Below are 17027 nucleotides of genomic sequence, written 5' to 3'. Positions count from 1 at the left end.
ATAACGATAGAAAAAGCTAGGAGAATGCTCCTAGCTTTTTTCTATGCTTTCCTTTTACATAATTGAGCTTGTCTTTGGAAGACTAGAACATGAAGTAAAGGAGAGTTGTGTATGAAGTGGAAACATATAATTGGTGACGTTGAAGTGAATCGGGATTTAGTGTTATTACTCCTTATTGGAGGTTTATACACGCTCGCAATTTCTTTATCGAATACGTTTGTTAACATTTATTTATGGAAACAAACACAAAATTATGTGAATCTCGGCTTGTATAATTTGGCCAGCGTTGTATTGCAGCCCCTCACATTTCTTATAGGTGGGAAATTAGCGAAGCGTATTGATCGCTCGATCTTGTTACGAATAGGCGTAGGCACGTTAGCGATTTTTTTTATCGTTGTTTTAGTAGCGGGGAAAAGCGCTTCTCACTATATTTTATTAATGGGGGCTCTTTTAGGAGTCGGATATGGTTTTTACTGGCTCGCGTTTAACTTATTAACATTTGAGATTACAGAACCAGAAACAAGAGATTTCTTTAACGGGTTTCTTGGGCTTCTTACATCCTTCTCTGGCATGATTGGACCGATAGCAGCTGGATACACAATTTCACGTATGGAGAAGTGGAGTGGTTATACGGTCATATTCTTTCTCTCGTTATTGTTATTTGCAATTGCTGTCGTTTTAAGCTTTTTTGTATCTAAGAGAGAATGTGAAGGTCGTTATGAGGTTACACAAGTTTTGAAAGAGCGACGGATTGATAAAAATTGGGGGAGAATTACACGTGCTCATTTTTTCCAAGGATTGAGAGAGGGGACATTCATTTTTGTTATTTCAGTATATGTGTACTTAGCAACCGATAGTGAGCTTGCATTAGGGAAATATAGCTTAGTAAATTCTGCTGTATCATTTGTATGTTACTATTTAGTTGCCCGTATGTTAAAGAAAGAGTGGCGAAAAAAAGCAATTTTACTTGGAGGCATTATTTTATATGCTGTTGTATTTTTAGTTATATTCAATGTTACATACACAAAATTACTTATTTATGCAGCATGCATTGCGATTGCATACCCTATTTTACTCGTTCCATATGGATCGATGACATATGATGTAATTGGTAGAGCGAAAAATGCGAGAGAGTGGCGTGTAGAGTATGTTGTTGTCCGAGAATTATGGTTAAATGCCGGGAGAATTTGTTCAGTTTTAAGTTTTTTATGTGCTGTATTATTCTTTCCGCCTGAAAAGAGTTTACCTGTCTTACTATGTATTTTAGGTGCTGGACATTTTCTTATTTATTTTGCAGTTAAAAATGTCAAATATGATGAAGGAAATGCAGGGAACACAAGTGTCGTAGCGCAAGGAACCACGCAGAATCAAACAGAACCAGAAGGTTAACTTATCGTTTGTTTTATGCTAGAATAGAAAAAGATGTAAGACAGCAGTGAGGACACCTGTATGAAGGTGTCCCTTTCAAATTACATAGCTGTTGGTAGAGGGGGTTTGTATGGGCAAGAAGCAGAAACAACAAAAGAAAAAGACTCACGTTCCTTTTCGGTTAAACGTGCTGTTTTTCTGCGTGTTTTTAATGTTCTCCGCGGTTATTGTAAGGCTTGGTTATGTACAAATTGTTCGCGGTGAGGAATATAAGAATGAAGTGGAGAGGAAAGAAAACTCGACGATAAGTAATCCTGTACCACGTGGGAAAATATTTGACCGTTATGGGCGAGCTGTAGTAGATAATGCAGCTGTACGTACGATTACATTTACAAAAATGAAAGGATCAACTGCAGAGGCTCGCTTAGAAACAGCGAAAAAATTAGCAGATTTGATTGAAGTACCGACAGATAAATTAACAGATCGCGATAAAAAAGATTATTGGCTTGCTATTCATAAAGAAGAAGCGCAAGAAAAAATTACGAAAAAAGATCGTCAAGAGTTTAAAGATAAAAAAATTGACGATAAAGAATTAGATGAGCGTCAACGAAATCGCGTGACAGAAGAAGAAGTGAATCAATTATCCGCAAAAGATTTAGAAGTGCTAGCGATTAAAAGCAAAATGGACGGCGGATATGCGATGACACCACAAGTCATTAAAAAGGATGCTACAGAACAAGAATATGCGATTATTAGTGAAAATCTAGCAGCATTACCGGGTGTAGATACGAATGTTGATTGGGATCGAAAGTATATTTATGATGATTTATTCCGAAGTGTACTTGGCGGCGTGTCAACGTCTGATGAAGGTTTACCGAGAGAAAGACTAGATTACTATCTTGTTCGTGATTATAATCGAAATGACCGCGTAGGGAAAAGTTATCTTGAGCAGCAATATGAAGATAGTTTGCACGGTAATAAAGCGGAAGTGAGAAATATTACAGATAAAAACGGTAATATTTTAGAAACGATTAATGTATCAAAAGGGCAAAGTGGTAACAATCTGAATTTAACAATTGATATGGAATTACAAAAGCGTGTAGAAGAAATTATCACGAAAAATTTATTGAGATATAAAGGGGGACAACCTCTTTTAGATCGTGCATTCGTTGTAATGATGAATCCAAAAAATGGTGAAGTTTTATCTATGGCAGGGAAACAGTTAGTAGAAGAAAATGGTGAAACGAAAGTGCAAGATTTCGCATTAGGAACGATGACAAGTTCTTATCCGATGGGATCAACTGTAAAAGGTGCGACAGTACTTACTGGGTATCAGACAGGTGCCATTCAACCAGGTTCAGTTCAACTTGATGAACCAATCAGATTAAAGGGAACGCCACAAAAATCTTCTTGGAAGACGATGGGATACATTAATGATTTAACAGCATTAAAAATGTCTTCTAACGTATATATGTTTAAAACAGCGATGAATATCGCAGGTGTTCCATATGTAAGAGGTGGTACGTTAGATATACCACAAAAAGCATTTGATACGATGCGTTATTATTTCGGGCAGTTTGGACTTGGTGTAAAAACAGGTATCGATTTACCAAATGAATCTGCGGGTCAAACAGGTAGAGGAAATCAGCCAGGTTTCTTATTAGATTTATCAATTGGGCAGTATGACACGTACACACCACTTCAATTAGCACAGTATGTTTCAACAATTGCAAATGGTGGTTACCGTATGCAGCCGCAAGTTGTAAAGGAAATTCGTCAACCGGAAGCGAAACAAGGCGAAGTTGGAAAAGTCGTTCATTCAATGGAACCAAAAGTACTAAACCGTATTGATATGCCTGAATCACAAATTAAACGTGTTCAGGAAGGATTTAGACAAGTATTTAATGAGTCTGGTGGTACAGCTGCGAAATACTTTACAGGCGCATCCTATAAAGCTGCTGGTAAAACAGGTACAGCTCAAACTGTGTATGGCGGAGATAAAGAGATTGGTAGAAAAGCAAACGGTGAGCGTAAAGAAACATATAACTTAACATTAGTAGGTTATGCGCCACTTGAAGACCCTGAAGTAGCATTTTCTGTTGTTGTACCTTGGGTAGATGATAAATCAGGTATTAACGGTTATATTAGTCGTGACATTATGGACGCGTACTTTGATTTGAAAAAGGTAGAAAATGGCGAAGCTACACAAGAGGAAATAGATAAGAAAAATAAAAAGCAAGATGATGAATAAAAAAGTTGTAAAAAAAGCACACTATCTGAAAAGATAGTGTGCTTTTTTTTTGATTCATGCATACGTTTTAATAAAGTGGACAAGCAGATCATATCGGAATTTTAAGGGACCTTGCAAATAATACGTATGCATTCACTATGGAAGTTATGGACCAATCCTCAGTGAAGATGAACAGTGGCTACGGATTAATAATTTACCTAATGTTGATTCTTGTGGAACTTTACAAAACTTTTACAAACAATTAAAACCGAATTAATAGTTTAGCAGTATTCTTATATCTGTAATCCTGTTATTTCCGGTTACTTCTAGGAGGAAGAACACGTGAAATGGATAAGTGCATCAATTAAAGTTTTCATACTGTCAACATGTTTCTTTTATGTTGGCACGTCTACTGCATTTGCTGCGAATGAAATGGGAGAAGTGAGAGTTGATGGATCCTCAACGGTTTTTCCTATTATAGAAGCGGTAGCGGAGGAATATACAAAGGTGCATCCAAGCGTGAAAATTTCCATCAGTGTTTCTGGAACAGGAGGAGGATTTAATCGTTTCAGTAAAGGAGAAGTCGATATAAATAATGCTTCGAGAGTAATGAAACAAGTGGAAGAAAATGAAATGAAGAGAAACTCCATTCAGTTTACACCATTTGAAGTTGCTTACGACGGTCTTACGATCGTTGTGAATCGCGAAAATACTTGGGTAGACAATATGACGGTAGACGAGTTACGTCTATTATGGAGTGAAGATGGAAACGAAAAGCGATGGTCACAAATTCATTCTTCATGGCCACGTGAACAGGTGAAGTTTTATGCGCCAGGTGTAGACTCTGGTACGTATGATTATTTTCAAAACGTCATCTTACAAAATAATCGCATTGTAAAAAAAGTCTCTTTGTCTGAAGATGATCAAGTTATTATGCAAGGGGTAATGAATGATAAAAATGCCATTGCTTTTGTAGGATATGCTTATTATATGGCCAATCGAGATAAGGTGAGAGCAATAAAAGTGGATGGTGTACTTCCGACGAAAGATACGATTCAATCAGGTAAATATAAGCCATTATCTAGGTCGCTATTTGCTTATGTAAATGATGCATCTATCCGAAATAAAATGAATGTAGCGAATTATGTTGAGTTTATGATTCAGCATGTTGGTAATCTTGCTGAAGAGGTAGGATATGTAAAATTACCAAAAGAAAAATACAATGAACAGCTGCGGATGTTAACAGAAATAAAAAGGTAATGTCAGGGTGGAAAGGGGTTTTCATCTTTGGCTCATAATGACAAAAGTCAAATTACATTTTCTGTACAACATTTGATTGAGAGAAATACAAAACAAAGAAAAAAAACGCAGCGAATCAATCAAATCGTTCCATTATTACTAAAAATAATTGCTAGTGTGTCTATTGTGACGACACTTGGAATTATTTTTACGCTGGCAAATGAAACAATGATGTTTTTTCAAAAAATACCATTGCTCTCCTTTTTGACAGAGAAAGAATGGTTACCTTTTTTTGAAGATCCTAAATTCGGTATATTACCACTTATATGTGGAACGTTCCTTGTAACAACAATTGCTATGTTCGTAGCAATTCCTATCGGTTTAGCGTGTGCCGTATTTTTAAGTGAATATGCTTCAAACAGTGTAAGAAAAGTATTAAAACCGATGTTAGAACTATTAGCAGGTATCCCGACGATTGTATATGGTTTTTTTGCATTAACAGTTGTCACACCGCTTTTACAGCGGATTATACCAGATTTACAGTTTTTTAATGCGATTAGTCCAGGTATTGTTATTGGCTTTATGATGATACCGACAATTGCATCTCTGTCTGAAGATGCAATGAGAGCTGTAGCGAAAGGGACGAAAGAAGCTTCGTTAGCACTTGGAGCAACTCGGTTTGAAATGGTAAAACAAGTCGTGTTTCCTTCAGCTTTCGCAGGGATTATGGCAGCGATTATATTAGCTGCTTCAAGAGCAATCGGTGAAACGATGATCGTTGTAATTGCAGCAGGGTCCACACCGAACGTATCTCTCGATCCGACACACTCTATTCAAACGTTAACAGCTTATATTGTGCAAGTGAGTTTAGGTGATGCTCCGCATGGAACAATTACTTATTACAGCATGTACGCTGTAGGCGCAATGTTATTCTTGTTTACTTTTATAATGAACATCATTTCGCAGTTTATTATGCGCCGCTTTAGGAGGGTGACATAATATGCGCATGTTGAATCATAAAAAAATACAAGAAAATATGGCATCACGTTTTTTAAAAGATCGAATTTACAAATTGTTATTTTATATGGCAATTTTGTTTTCGATAGTAATCCTGCTTATTTTGCTTTTTCAAATTTTTGAAAAAGGTGTCAGTTACCTTTCGTTAGATTTCTTTACAAACTTCGCTTCGCGTAATCCGAAAGAAGCTGGGATTGTTGCAGCTTTGTCAGGAACAATATTATTTATGAGTATTGTTATACCACTCTCCTTTATATTTGGGGTCGGAACTGCTCTTTATTTAGAGCAATATGCGAAGGAATCTATATTTAAAAAGGTAATAGAAATTAATAATCAAACGTTAGCGGGAGTACCTTCCGTCGTATTTGGATTACTCGGCTTAACCATTTTTGTATACGCTCTTCACTTAGGTGAGAGTATTATTGCAGCGGCACTGACGATGAGCTTACTCGTCTTACCGACAGTTGTTGTAGCGAGTCAAGAAGCGATACGATCTGTACCGAGGTCATTATTAGAAGCTTCTTACGGGTTAGGTGCTACGAAGTGGCAAACGATGTATCAAGTTGTATTGCCATATGCGTTCCCAGGAATTATAACAGGTTGTACGTTAGCGATATCAAGAGCGATTGGAGAAGCGGCACCGTTATTAGTTATCGGGGCACTTGCATTTGCAAATTATGTTCCGTTTAGTATGTTTGATAGATTTACAGTTTTACCAATTCAAATTTTTAATTGGATGAGTAGACCACAGGAAGAATTTCAGTATGTAGCAGCTGCTGGGATGATTGTTTTGTTAGGTTTGTTGCTCTTGATCAATATAGTTGTCCTATGGTTACGAAATCGAAAATAAGTTGGAAATGGATGAAAGGGGAATTCAAATGGTAGCAACAGTAGTAAATGTACAGGTGAAAAACGAGGAGAAAATCGAGACTGCGCCAAAGAAAGTAGTATTTGATACGAAAAACTTAAATTTATGGTATGGAGAAGACCATGCTTTAAAAGATATCAACTTAAGTATTCATGAGAATGAAGTTACAGCAATTATCGGGCCAAGTGGTTGTGGTAAATCAACGTACTTAAAAACATTAAATCGTATGGTAGAGTTAGTACCAATCGTGCGAACTACAGGCGTAATTGAATATAGAGAGCGCAATATATTTGATAAATCATATCCAGTTGAAGAATTACGAACACATGTAGGAATGGTGTTCCAAAAACCAAATCCATTTCCAAAATCTATTTATGAAAATGTAGCATATGGCCCGAAAATTCATGGGATTAGCGACAAGAAAACGTTAGATGAAATTGTTGAAAAAAGTTTACGTGGAGCAGCGATTTGGGATGAGTTAAAAGATCGTTTGCATGATAATGCATACGGTTTATCTGGTGGACAGCAACAGCGTCTATGTATTGCACGTTGTTTAGCGATTGAACCAGACGTTATTTTAATGGATGAGCCAACATCAGCACTAGATCCAATTTCAACATTAAAAGTAGAAGAATTAATTCAAGAGTTAAAGAAAGATTTTAGTATCGTTATCGTAACGCATAACATGCAACAAGCTGCGCGTATTTCAGATAAAACTGCTTTCTTCTTAAGTGGAGAAGTTGTAGAGTATACAGATACAAATAAATTATTTACGACACCTTCAGATAAGCGTACAGAAGATTATATTACAGGCCGATTCGGTTGATGTCGCTAGCAAGGCTAAGAGCAAATACCCTCTTAACAGAGGGTATTTCTTATTTTTACCTTATTTAAGATAGGAGAAGTAATACTCCTCCTATCTTAAGGTTTATTATAAGTAGGCTAGGTAGGAGAGTTATATATAGTGGTACATAATATTGAGGGGGAAGAAACAATGGTACGAGAACAATTTCAATGTGATTTAAAAACGTTACAGCAAAAGGTGATTGAGCTTGGTGAACTAGCGAGAGAAGCTTTATTGCTTGCTATGGAAGGGCTTCATAAAAAGGATGTAGAGAAAGCGTTAGAGGTAATAGATGGTGATTATCGTATGGATAATTTAGAAGAGGAAATAAATGATCTTGCGCTTATGCTCATTACGAAGCAGCAACCTGTAGCGAGTGATTTAAGAAGGATTTTCATTTCAATTAAAACAGCGACAGATTTAGAACGGATTGCAGATCATGCTGTTAATATTGCGAAATCAACCATTCGTCTCGGGGAAAAAGACGTGTCTGTTAGTTTGCACAATCTTGATGAGATGTTTGCGATTGCAAATAAGATGTTACAGTTAGCGCTAGATGCATATGAGCAAGAAAATTTAACTTTTGCGAAACAAATTGCCGAAATGGATGATTCTGTTGATGAAATATATGGGAAAGCGATTCGTGAATTTATATCTTCAGTTCCAGAACAACCAGAAGCAATTACACAAATTACACAATTATCCTTTGTAGCGAGATATATCGAACGTGTAGCAGACCATATTACAAATATTGCTGAAAATGTTTTTTATTTAGTAAAGGGAAAGCATTACTTATTAAATGAATAAAGAAAAAAGCAGGTGAAACATCACCTGCTTTTTTTAGTCAAAACATGACAAAAAAAGCTCGTTGTTTCCTTTAGTTTATGATGATAAGATGTATCATAATATAATGGAAAAAATAGGGCGTATATGTTATTCGCTTATTAAGTAATATTTTAAAAATTAATAGTAAGCGCTTTCTTAAGTTGTTGAAAGGTGAATGTATATAAGGGGAACTTTACTGCCTGCCGGCCCGATTGGTCAAGGCTAATAATCAGTAGGGGAGGAAGAAAACCCCCACTGATTAAAGTTTCACTTTATTTTATACTGCTAGTTAATGCTGGGTAGATAATATACATATCGTATATGAAGTTACTGAACATTATATAAGTGGAGGCTGAAGTATATGAAGGGGGTTATTTTAGCTGGAGGAAAAGGACGACGCCTTAGACCATTAACATGTAATACTCCAAAGCCGATGTTGCCATTATTAGAAAAGCCAGTTTTAGAATACAACATTGAATTATTGCGTCAGCATGGTATACGTGAGATTGCCATTACTGTTCAGTATATGAGTGCGGCTATTAAGCAATATTTTGGTGACGGTAGCAAATGGGGCGTTAACTTGTACTACTTTGAAGACTCTCCACCGCTTGGAACTGCAGGGAGTATTAAACAAGCGGAAAAATTTTTGGATGAACCGTTTGTTGTCATAAGTGGGGATGCGTTAACTGATTTTCAATTATCAGAAGGAATTACGTTTCATGAACAAAAGAAAAGAATGGTAACTATGTTTGTAAAGGAAGTAGAAAATCCACTCTCATTTGGTTTAGTTGTAATGAACAAAGAACAAGAGGTTACACGATACATAGAAAAACCGAGTTGGAATGAAGTAGTCTCTAATATTGTGAATACAGGTATATATATTATGGAGCCAGAAATTTTTTCTTACATACCGCCCCGAGAATTTTTTGATTTTAGTCAAGATGTGTTTCCGTTATTGGCAAATAAGAACGCATTATTTGCATATTTGTCAGAAGGTTACTGGTTAGATATCGGTACATTTGATCAATATCGACAAGCACAATTTGATTTGTTAACGAAAAAATTGCAAGTACCTATCCCATATACGGAAGTATTACCGATGGTATGGATGGGAGAAGGGGTAACGATTGGAAAAGGAACGAAAATTCACGGCCCTTCTTTTATTGGAGAAGGAGCAAAAATTGGTGCCGGGGCTGTAATTGAGCCGTACTCTATTATCGGGAAAAATAGTATTGTTTCGAGTTATTCTCATCTTCAAAAAAGTATTATTTTTGCAAATGCGCACATTGGGAAATATTGTGAGTTACTAGAAACGACAATAGGAGAACATACAATGGTGGAAGATGATGTTACATTGTTTCAAAAAAGCATTGTAGCGGACCATTGTCATATAGGGAAAAGTACGGTAATTAAGCAAAAGGGAAAACTATGGCCATATAAGGCGATTGATAGTCATTCGGTAGTAGGATCGGCTGGTGTTCAAGAAAGTGAGAAGAGTGCAGGATGGTTGCAAAAAAGCCGCATTGTAGGAAGAGGGAACGTTGAAATCACCCCTCAATTTATTGTAAAGGTTGCGATGGCGTACGGATCTCTTTTTACAAAAGGGGAAAGTATATTAATCGGGAGTCAAGAACATATAGAAACGACTTCTTATAAAAATCTTTTTCTTCATGCCATTCATGGTATTGGGATTCATACGATGGAATGCAAAGAAATGAACGAATCACTTTTTCAGTACAGCATTCAAGATTTGCAATGTGCGGGCGGGGTTTTCATTCAAGCGGAAAAAGAAAAAGAGATTGTTATAAAGTTGTATGGTAAGGATGGGGCACAGTTAACGTATAAGCAGCAAAAAGCGATAGAACAAGTATATATGTCTGAGTCGTTTTATTACGTATGTGAGAAGGAAATGGGGCGGAATAAGCTAGTACACGTTTCTTTACATAATTATATAGAGGCTGTATTAGAGCGTATTGATATTGAGAAAATAAAAAAACAGAAGTTCCATCTTCTTATTAATAAGAGAAATGATATGTTACAACATTTGCTTATGCTCTTTTTGCAAAGGCTCGGATGCACAGTTACGTGGATTTATGCGGGCGAACAAAAGGATCATGTGAAAGCTTTGATGAAATCAAGTAAAGCAAATATGGCGCTTATGTTTTCAGAGCAAGGAAATTATTTCGAGTTATATGATAATCATAGTAATATTTACCAAGGGACGGATTTTGAAGAGATTGATATTCCAGATTTATTACTGGAATCGGCAGGAAATATTTACCCAATGTCTTTGAAATTAGGAGAATGTTATCTTCTATTTTATACGCAGGATGAAAAAAAATCGTTTCAAGCGAGATGGAAGCGAGATATTTTATATCGAATTGGAAAATTATTCGAGTTAATAGCATTGCAGGGAAAAACCTTTCTCAGCATAGTAGAGCAATCGCCGCCGCTTTATTTACTTTGTGATGAAGTTGTATGTTCATGGAATGAAAAAGGAAAAGTGATGAGGAAATTATTGGCTGATATCGAAAGGAAGGAAGAAGGCATATTTGAAGGAGTACAGTTCAAATATACCGAAAAAGAGTGGTCTTATATCGTTTCTGACACAAAACAACCGAAATTTTTAGTGTATTCACATGCTAGAAACCCAGTAATAGCAAGGGAAAACATGAAAAATCTTATAGAAAAAATTAGACAATATCAAAAGGTGTAGAATTTTTATTTTAAAAGTGGTATTATAGTATAGTCTGATTTAAGTTATTAGTACTGGAGGGAAATAAGAATGCGTGTGAATATTACTCTAGCATGTACAGAATGCGGAGATCGTAACTATATCTCAAAGAAAAACAAACGTAACAACGCTGAGCGTATCGAGCTTAAAAAGTATTGCAAGCGTGACAAGAAGTCTACGTTACACCGTGAAACAAAGTAAGCAGTAGGAATATTTTCCTACTGTTTCTTTTTTTATTCGATTCCTCTCTTAAAAGTGATACACTATCATCGTAGAGCAAAGTATCACTGTGAGGGGGGAAATGTGTGAGAGAAGAGAAACTACGTTTACGTAAACAAATAATAGAGCACATGAATTCTTTATCAAAAGAACGGTATACAACTTTATCAGAGCAAATTGCATGTTCGTTGTATGCACAAAAAGAGTGGGCTGAAGCTAAAACAATTGGAATCACTCTTTCAATGGAAAATGAAGTGAATACATATCCTATTATCGAAAAAGCTTGGGAAGAAGGAAAGAAAGTTGTTGTTCCGAAGTGTAATAAAGAAACAAGAACAATGTCCTTTAGGCAAATTAGTAATTTTGATCAATTGGAAACAGTGTATATGAATTTACGTGAGCCAATTCCAGCGCTTACGGAAGAAGTGAATGCAGATGAAATTGACCTTCAAATTGTACCAGGTGTAGCTTATACAGAGCGAGGAGAACGGATTGGATATGGTGGTGGCTATTATGATCGTTATCTCATGCATTATAAAGGGAAAACGCTATCATTAGCTTATAGTTTTCAAATGGTAGACCATATTCCAATAGAGCCGTTTGATAAAAATATAGAAAAAATTATTACAGAAAAAGGAACAATGGTTAAAAATGGGCTTGTATAGACAAATAAAAATTGACGAGACTTTTTCTTCTTGATTATAATAAAATATGTGAACGTTTTCTTATTATAATTTTTTATAGTAAGTGAGCATAGAGGGTGATGAAATGTTATCTATATATGATATTCAGCAATTGCTAAAGAAATTTGGTACGATTATTTATACGGGAGATCGAATTGCAGATTTACAATTAATGCAAGATGAATTGCGTGAATTAAATCAATCACAGCTAATCGATTCACAAGACTATCAAACAGCTTTATTTTTATTGAAGCAAGAAATTCAAAAAGAGCTAAATAAGAATTAGATAAAGGTAGGTAAGTAACATGGAAGAGAAATGGTTAGTTGGTGTTGACCTTGGTGGTACAACGATTAAATTAGCATTTATTAATGTATACGGTGAAATTTTACATAAGTGGGAAATCCCTACGAATACAAATGAGCAAGGAAAACATATTACACTTGATGTAGCGAAAGCTATTGATAAAAAGTTAGAAGAGTTAGGCGAATTAAAAAGTAAGTTAATCGGTATTGGTATGGGAGCTCCTGGCCCTGTACACGTGGCGTCTGGAATGATTTATGAAGCGGTTAACTTAGGATGGAAGAACTATCCGTTAAAAGATTTATTAGAAGTAGAAACAGGATTACCTGTTGTGATTGATAATGATGCGAACTTAGCAGCGCTTGGTGAAATGTGGAAAGGTGCTGGTGAAGGAGCAAAAGATTTAATTTGTATGACGCTTGGCACTGGTGTTGGCGGCGGTGTAATTGCCAATGGAGAGATTGTACACGGCGTAAGCGGTGCTGCTGGTGAAATCGGACACATTACAGTCGTTACAGAGAACGCTTTCCCATGTAATTGCGGGAAGTCTGGTTGCCTAGAAACTGTAGCATCTGCAACAGGTATTGTGCGTGTTGCTATGCAAAAAATACAAGAGACTGATAAAGAAAGTATTCTACGTTCTATGTTAGCAGAAGAAGGACGTATTACATCAAAAGACGTATTTGAAGCACATGGACAAGGTGATGAACTAGCAGGCGAAGTAGTAGAAAAGGTAGCTTCTTATTTAGGATTAGCTGTAGCGAACCTTTCTAGCACGTTGAACCCAGAGAAAATCGTTATTGGCGGAGGCGTTTCTAAAGCTGGAGATGCACTTTTAGAACCAATTCAACGCTATTTTGAACAATATGCTTTCTCACGTGCTGTAAAGAGCACGAAGTTAGCTATTGCAACACTTGGTAATGATGCAGGTGTTATCGGAGGAGCTTGGCTTGTAAAAAAGCACAAATACGAAGCGAAGATGATATAAGTTGTGAAGTATGAAAAGAGGAAGGGGAAACCCTTCCTCTTTTTGTGCGAAATCTTGATGAAGACGAGCATGTAAATGAATTAAGCTGCTGGTGGGTACCCGTTATATAGAACAGTCATGATTGTAAACCATCCGAAAACGAGTACAGTTGCAATTGCAAAGCCGCCCGCGAGAAAATTCTTTTCGCGAAGTGTTCTAAGCGTAGCAAATACAGCTAACAGAGTGACTAATGCAAAAATAATAACAAGGCCCATACAATATCCTCCTCTGTCTCCCCATTCCTTAATGTGAGTTTTTGGAATATTTACTCTTTTATATTGTACATGTTTTAAAAATGATTGTCGAGATAGCATCCTTTCTTTTCCTAAGAGAAAAAAATGTTGTATCATTGAAAGTAAGTTTAATAATTGGAGGAGATTTTCATATGAAATGGATACAAATGCCGTTAGGCCCATTACAAACAAATGCTTATATTTTAACGAATGAGCAAAATGAGTGTATTATCTTTGATCCTGGTCACGAAGGAGAGAAGCTCGTTACATATTTACAAGAAGAACAATTAAAGCCACTGGCTGTTTTATTAACACATGCTCACTTTGATCATATTGGTGCTGTTGATGCGGTAAGAGACGCTTTTCATATTCCTGTGTACGTACATAAAGAAGAAGCAGATTGGTTAGGCGATGCAACTGTAAATGGTTCTCAAATCTTTATGATGAATCGCAGCATTACAGCAAAACCAGCAGATCATATTATTGATGCAGAAGGTGCATTAACAATTGGTTCATTTAACTTTGAAATTTTTGAGACACCAGGACATTCTCCAGGCAGTATTTCTTATTACTGTAAAGAGGCGAATGCTGTATTTTCTGGAGATGTATTATTCCAAATGAGTATTGGAAGAACAGATTTACCTGGTGGAAGTTTTGCAGAGTTGATTGGAAGTATTGAAGAGAAATTATTTGTATTACCTGATGAAACAGCGGTGTTATGTGGACATGGTCCAGAAACAAGCATTGGTTTTGAAAAAGAAAATAATCCATTTTTACAGTAAGGAGCTAGTGTGGAGATGGAGCTCATTTTAAAAGAATGGATGGAAAAAGAAAAGGATTATTCAATTTCATACAGTACATATATGAACCTCGCATTATACGCAGAGGAACATGGATATTATATGAAAGAACGTGAAAAAATAGGAAGACAAGGGGATTTTTTTACAAGTAGCAACGTATCCTCTGTGTTTGCAAAAACTTTTGCTAAGTTTTTTATTCGTCTTGTTGAAAATGGTGAAGTTGCTCCACATATTTGTGAGATTGGTGGGGGGACAGGAAGGTTTGCCTATGATGTTTTACAAGAATGGAAGCAATTATCACCGGAAACCTTTATTGATTTAAACTATTCGATAATTGAAATGAGCCCTTTTCATAGAAAATTGCAGCAAAAGACTCTTTGTTCGTTTTCTAATGTGTCATATTATACGTCGCATAGTGAAATGGGAGAATCGTTCGAGGGGATTCTTTTTTCGAATGAGTTATTTGATGCATTTCCTGTTGAAGTAATTGAGAAGAGAAATGGAATATTGTATGAAGTACGTGTTACGTACACAGAAGAAGGGAAACTTGCAGAAGTATGTAGACCGTTACATAAACGAATTGGTCGATACTTATTGAAATATAATATTCATCTCGCTGAAGGCCAGCGTTTTGAAGTGCCAATTGCGATGGAAGAATATATAAAAGAAATGGCGAAATGGTTTCAACGAGGTGTATGTATTACAGTTGATTATGGATATACAAAAGAAGAATGGATGCATCCTGCACATCAAGAAGGGAGTTTACGAGGATATTACGAGCATAAGTTAATTCGTAATCCTTTAGCGTATCCAGGTGAAATGGATCTTACTACTCATATTCATTGGGACGAACTGAAAGAAATGTTTAGCCTGCAAGGTATGAATATGGTATGGCATAAGAAACAATCTGAGTTTTTGTTAGCAGCAGGAATACTAGAGCTGCTTACGAATCATCAAGATCGGGATCCTTTTTCTGAAATTCAAAAACAAAATCGTGCAGTTCATTCTATGATTTTGAGTGGAGGATTAGGGAGTGCATGTGATGTTGTTATACATACGAAACATATGCAACAGTTACACTTGGATCGGTATTTGAAAATATAAAAAACAAGACACAGCATAGTTCTGTGTCTTGTTTTTTAATACGACTTATGTAGCATCATATATTTCCTCTCATGATATATATTTATATTAAAGATATGAGATGAAAAATATAAAATACGTCCTTTTTCTCTGTCTATGAGTCCCTAACCCAATAATACGCGAACGAGTTGAATAATTGTCTCGTTTTCTACTTTGTAATAAATTTCTAATCCTTTTCTTTCACTTGAAACGATTTTAGCACTTTTTAACTTTGCTAAATGCTGTGAAATTGTAGATTGTGGCATGTTTAAGCCAGTGTACATTGTAGAAACGTTGCTTGGACCGCGTTCAATTAATCCTTTTACAATACATAAGCGAACAGGATGAGCAAGTACTTTCAATAATTCTGCATTGCTTTCATATAGTTCTATTTCTTTTTGAAAGGTTTCTAACATGTTCTTTTCCACCTCCGTGTGAGCTGTTATACCATACTATACATACCAAAAAATTAAAGAAAAGAAAACAGTTGTTGCAGAAAAACATTCCTAAAGTAAAGAAATTGTAAGAAAAGAGACCCTGATGTAAATAAAGTAGATAATTTAGCACGGTTTTGTAAAATGACATTTTTGGGTGAAAATTTCGATGCGTTTTAAAAATTGAAAGATATAGATATATTTGTAACACAATTTTATCATGATTTTCTTATTCTTTCAAATGAATATACAAAATTTTTAAAATAATATGACAAAGGAATTGTAATGTTATATATAGAATATAAAACAGGTTAAAAGAAAAGAAGCCGAATGTAGTCAGCTTCTTTATGGTGAAAATGAAATGTTTGAATATAGCTGATACATCTTAGAATTACCAAGACGTTAGTTATGTATTCTAGATTTCATCTTTCATCAATTTTAAAAATCTGTGGTTCCATATATTTTCATAAAAATCAATTGTCTCTTTTGCGGACATAAATGGATTATTTAACGTAGAGGTTGCTTTCTGGAACATGAAGTTTTCGTACCCTAGTCCATGGGCAAATTTAATCGTGGTATCCATACAGTACTCTGTTTGGGCACCACAAAATTCAATACGATGTACAGATAATTGATCTAAAATCTCTTTCAAGTTTGTGTTATAAAAAGAATTGGCATGTGTTTTTCTTACAAAAAAATCTTGTTTTTGAACATCTAAATCTGAATGAATAGCCCAAAGTTCTTTTTCAGGTACTAAATCATCATCACAATGTTGAACGAAAAGAATTGGTTTATTTGATTTTCTGTATGAAGAAATTCTTTTATTTACTTTTGTAAGTAAATTTTGTAAATTAAATAAATGCTCCTCACTATAACATACTCCATTTTGTAAATCGATAACGATTAAAACATCTGCACATGTATCCATTATTTTTGCCCCTTTTTTTACTTCTTAATATATCAATTAATTCATTACTTGGAAATAGATAGTGATCTGTCATTTTTTTTATGAATTATACGAAGGGTTGACAAATATACTTATCAGCGTAAAAAAGAAGATATGATAACTTAATTTCATATCTT

At 35.5% G+C, this 17027-nt stretch carries 17 protein-coding genes; 14 read left to right on the top strand and 3 right to left on the bottom strand.

The features are described from left to right. The first annotated feature begins 111 nt into the window (after positions 1 to 111). From ACTFSI_RS03750 to glcK, 12 genes are all read left to right on the top strand, one after another. Positions 112 to 1389: an MFS transporter gene (locus ACTFSI_RS03750; protein WP_000871368.1), complete on the top strand. Its 1278-nt coding sequence runs from the start codon at positions 112 to 114 to the stop codon at positions 1387 to 1389. A 109-nt stretch (positions 1390 to 1498) separates the two neighbouring features. Continuing rightward, complete coding sequence (locus tag ACTFSI_RS03745) at positions 1499 to 3619, top strand: peptidoglycan D,D-transpeptidase FtsI family protein (protein ID WP_000516825.1); 2121 nt, start codon at positions 1499 to 1501, stop codon at positions 3617 to 3619. A 321-nt stretch (positions 3620 to 3940) separates the two neighbouring features. After that, positions 3941 to 4858 carry a phosphate ABC transporter substrate-binding protein PhoX gene (gene phoX / locus ACTFSI_RS03740; protein WP_000871254.1) on the top strand — a complete coding sequence of 306 codons (918 nt, stop codon included), beginning with the start codon at positions 3941 to 3943 and terminating at the stop codon, positions 4856 to 4858. A gap of 27 nt (positions 4859 to 4885) precedes the next feature. Further along, positions 4886 to 5836, top strand: coding sequence for a phosphate ABC transporter permease subunit PstC (gene pstC, locus ACTFSI_RS03735; RefSeq protein WP_000940902.1), 951 nt, complete (start codon positions 4886 to 4888; stop codon positions 5834 to 5836). 1 nt (position 5837) lies between these two features. After that, complete coding sequence (pstA, locus tag ACTFSI_RS03730; RefSeq protein ID WP_001242546.1) at positions 5838 to 6704, top strand: phosphate ABC transporter permease PstA; 867 nt, start codon at positions 5838 to 5840, stop codon at positions 6702 to 6704. A gap of 28 nt (positions 6705 to 6732) precedes the next feature. Then, a complete protein-coding gene (gene pstB, locus ACTFSI_RS03725; RefSeq protein ID WP_000226683.1) occupies positions 6733 to 7548 on the top strand; it encodes a phosphate ABC transporter ATP-binding protein in 816 nt (271 codons plus the stop codon). 168 nt (positions 7549 to 7716) lie between these two features. Next, positions 7717 to 8373 carry a phosphate signaling complex protein PhoU gene (phoU, locus tag ACTFSI_RS03720; RefSeq protein ID WP_000251231.1) on the top strand — a complete coding sequence of 219 codons (657 nt, stop codon included), beginning with the start codon at positions 7717 to 7719 and terminating at the stop codon, positions 8371 to 8373. Positions 8374 to 8752: 379 nt separating this feature from the next. Continuing rightward, a complete protein-coding gene (locus ACTFSI_RS03715; protein ID WP_044793786.1) occupies positions 8753 to 11107 on the top strand; it encodes a sugar phosphate nucleotidyltransferase in 2355 nt (784 codons plus the stop codon). Between the two features lie 69 nt (positions 11108 to 11176). Next, positions 11177 to 11326 (top strand): 50S ribosomal protein L33, encoded by a 150-nt coding sequence (gene rpmG, locus ACTFSI_RS03710; protein WP_001265616.1) that lies wholly within the window; start codon positions 11177 to 11179, stop codon positions 11324 to 11326. 104 nt (positions 11327 to 11430) lie between these two features. Then, entirely contained in the window at positions 11431 to 12009 is a 579-nt protein-coding gene (locus ACTFSI_RS03705) for a 5-formyltetrahydrofolate cyclo-ligase (RefSeq protein ID WP_139895897.1), read from the top strand. Positions 12010 to 12112: 103 nt separating this feature from the next. Next, a complete protein-coding gene (locus tag ACTFSI_RS03700; RefSeq protein ID WP_000949156.1) occupies positions 12113 to 12313 on the top strand; it encodes a YqgQ family protein in 201 nt (66 codons plus the stop codon). Between the two features lie 19 nt (positions 12314 to 12332). Next, positions 12333 to 13316, top strand: a complete 984-nt coding sequence (gene glcK / locus ACTFSI_RS03695) for a glucokinase (protein WP_000391706.1) — start codon at positions 12333 to 12335, stop codon at positions 13314 to 13316. 80 nt (positions 13317 to 13396) lie between these two features. Here glcK and ACTFSI_RS03690 read toward each other — a convergent pair whose 3' ends face one another. Beyond that, positions 13397 to 13570: a DUF2759 domain-containing protein gene (locus ACTFSI_RS03690; RefSeq protein WP_044793788.1), complete on the bottom strand. Its 174-nt coding sequence runs from the start codon at positions 13568 to 13570 to the stop codon at positions 13397 to 13399. Positions 13571 to 13740: 170 nt separating this feature from the next. Between ACTFSI_RS03690 and ACTFSI_RS03685 the strand changes: the two genes are divergently transcribed. Together ACTFSI_RS03685 and ACTFSI_RS03680 are read left to right on the top strand one after the other, a co-directional pair. After that, positions 13741 to 14370, top strand: coding sequence for an MBL fold metallo-hydrolase (locus ACTFSI_RS03685; RefSeq protein ID WP_265152907.1), 630 nt, complete (start codon positions 13741 to 13743; stop codon positions 14368 to 14370). A 9-nt stretch (positions 14371 to 14379) separates the two neighbouring features. Continuing rightward, a complete protein-coding gene (locus tag ACTFSI_RS03680; RefSeq protein ID WP_041184141.1) occupies positions 14380 to 15492 on the top strand; it encodes a class I SAM-dependent methyltransferase in 1113 nt (370 codons plus the stop codon). A 143-nt stretch (positions 15493 to 15635) separates the two neighbouring features. Here the strand turns inward: ACTFSI_RS03680 and ACTFSI_RS03675 are convergent, their stop codons facing one another. Both ACTFSI_RS03675 and ACTFSI_RS03670 read right to left on the bottom strand, forming a co-directional pair. Continuing rightward, the gene (locus ACTFSI_RS03675) at positions 15636 to 15926 is read right to left on the bottom strand and encodes an ArsR/SmtB family transcription factor (RefSeq protein ID WP_000894375.1); all 291 of its coding nucleotides are present in this window, start codon (positions 15924 to 15926) and stop codon (positions 15636 to 15638) included. Between the two features lie 433 nt (positions 15927 to 16359). Then, on the bottom strand, positions 16360 to 16872 hold the full coding sequence (locus ACTFSI_RS03670) for a cysteine hydrolase family protein (RefSeq protein WP_016718484.1): 513 nt from the start codon (positions 16870 to 16872) through the stop codon (positions 16360 to 16362). Positions 16873 to 17027: the final 155 nt, after the last annotated feature.

It is taken from the genome of Bacillus cereus group sp. MYBK101-2, assembly GCF_051918845.1.
Classification (GTDB): domain Bacteria; phylum Bacillota; class Bacilli; order Bacillales; family Bacillaceae_G; genus Bacillus_A; species Bacillus_A paranthracis.
The sequence above is the reverse complement of the archived record's forward strand: the minus strand, read 5'-3'. Positions and strand labels throughout refer to the sequence as shown.

Excerpts from the sequence above, each read along its gene's own strand:
- rpmG (WP_001265616.1), top strand. The coding sequence starts at position 11,177 with ATGCGTGTGAATATTACTCTAGCATGTACAGAATGCGGAGATCGTAAC.
- ACTFSI_RS03670 (WP_016718484.1), bottom strand. The coding sequence starts at position 16,872 with ATGGATACATGTGCAGATGTTTTAATCGTTATCGATTTACAAAATGGA.
- ACTFSI_RS03685 (WP_265152907.1), top strand. The coding sequence starts at position 13,741 with ATGAAATGGATACAAATGCCGTTAGGCCCATTACAAACAAATGCTTAT.
- ACTFSI_RS03745 (WP_000516825.1), top strand. The coding sequence starts at position 1,499 with ATGGGCAAGAAGCAGAAACAACAAAAGAAAAAGACTCACGTTCCTTTT.
- pstA (WP_001242546.1), top strand. The coding sequence starts at position 5,838 with ATGCGCATGTTGAATCATAAAAAAATACAAGAAAATATGGCATCACGT.
- ACTFSI_RS03715 (WP_044793786.1), top strand. The coding sequence starts at position 8,753 with ATGAAGGGGGTTATTTTAGCTGGAGGAAAAGGACGACGCCTTAGACCA.
- ACTFSI_RS03700 (WP_000949156.1), top strand. The coding sequence starts at position 12,113 with ATGTTATCTATATATGATATTCAGCAATTGCTAAAGAAATTTGGTACG.
- pstB (WP_000226683.1), top strand. The coding sequence starts at position 6,733 with ATGGTAGCAACAGTAGTAAATGTACAGGTGAAAAACGAGGAGAAAATC.
- ACTFSI_RS03675 (WP_000894375.1), bottom strand. The coding sequence starts at position 15,926 with ATGTTAGAAACCTTTCAAAAAGAAATAGAACTATATGAAAGCAATGCA.
- phoU (WP_000251231.1), top strand. The coding sequence starts at position 7,717 with ATGGTACGAGAACAATTTCAATGTGATTTAAAAACGTTACAGCAAAAG.
- glcK (WP_000391706.1), top strand. The coding sequence starts at position 12,333 with ATGGAAGAGAAATGGTTAGTTGGTGTTGACCTTGGTGGTACAACGATT.
- ACTFSI_RS03750 (WP_000871368.1), top strand. The coding sequence starts at position 112 with ATGAAGTGGAAACATATAATTGGTGACGTTGAAGTGAATCGGGATTTA.
- ACTFSI_RS03690 (WP_044793788.1), bottom strand. The coding sequence starts at position 13,570 with ATGGGCCTTGTTATTATTTTTGCATTAGTCACTCTGTTAGCTGTATTT.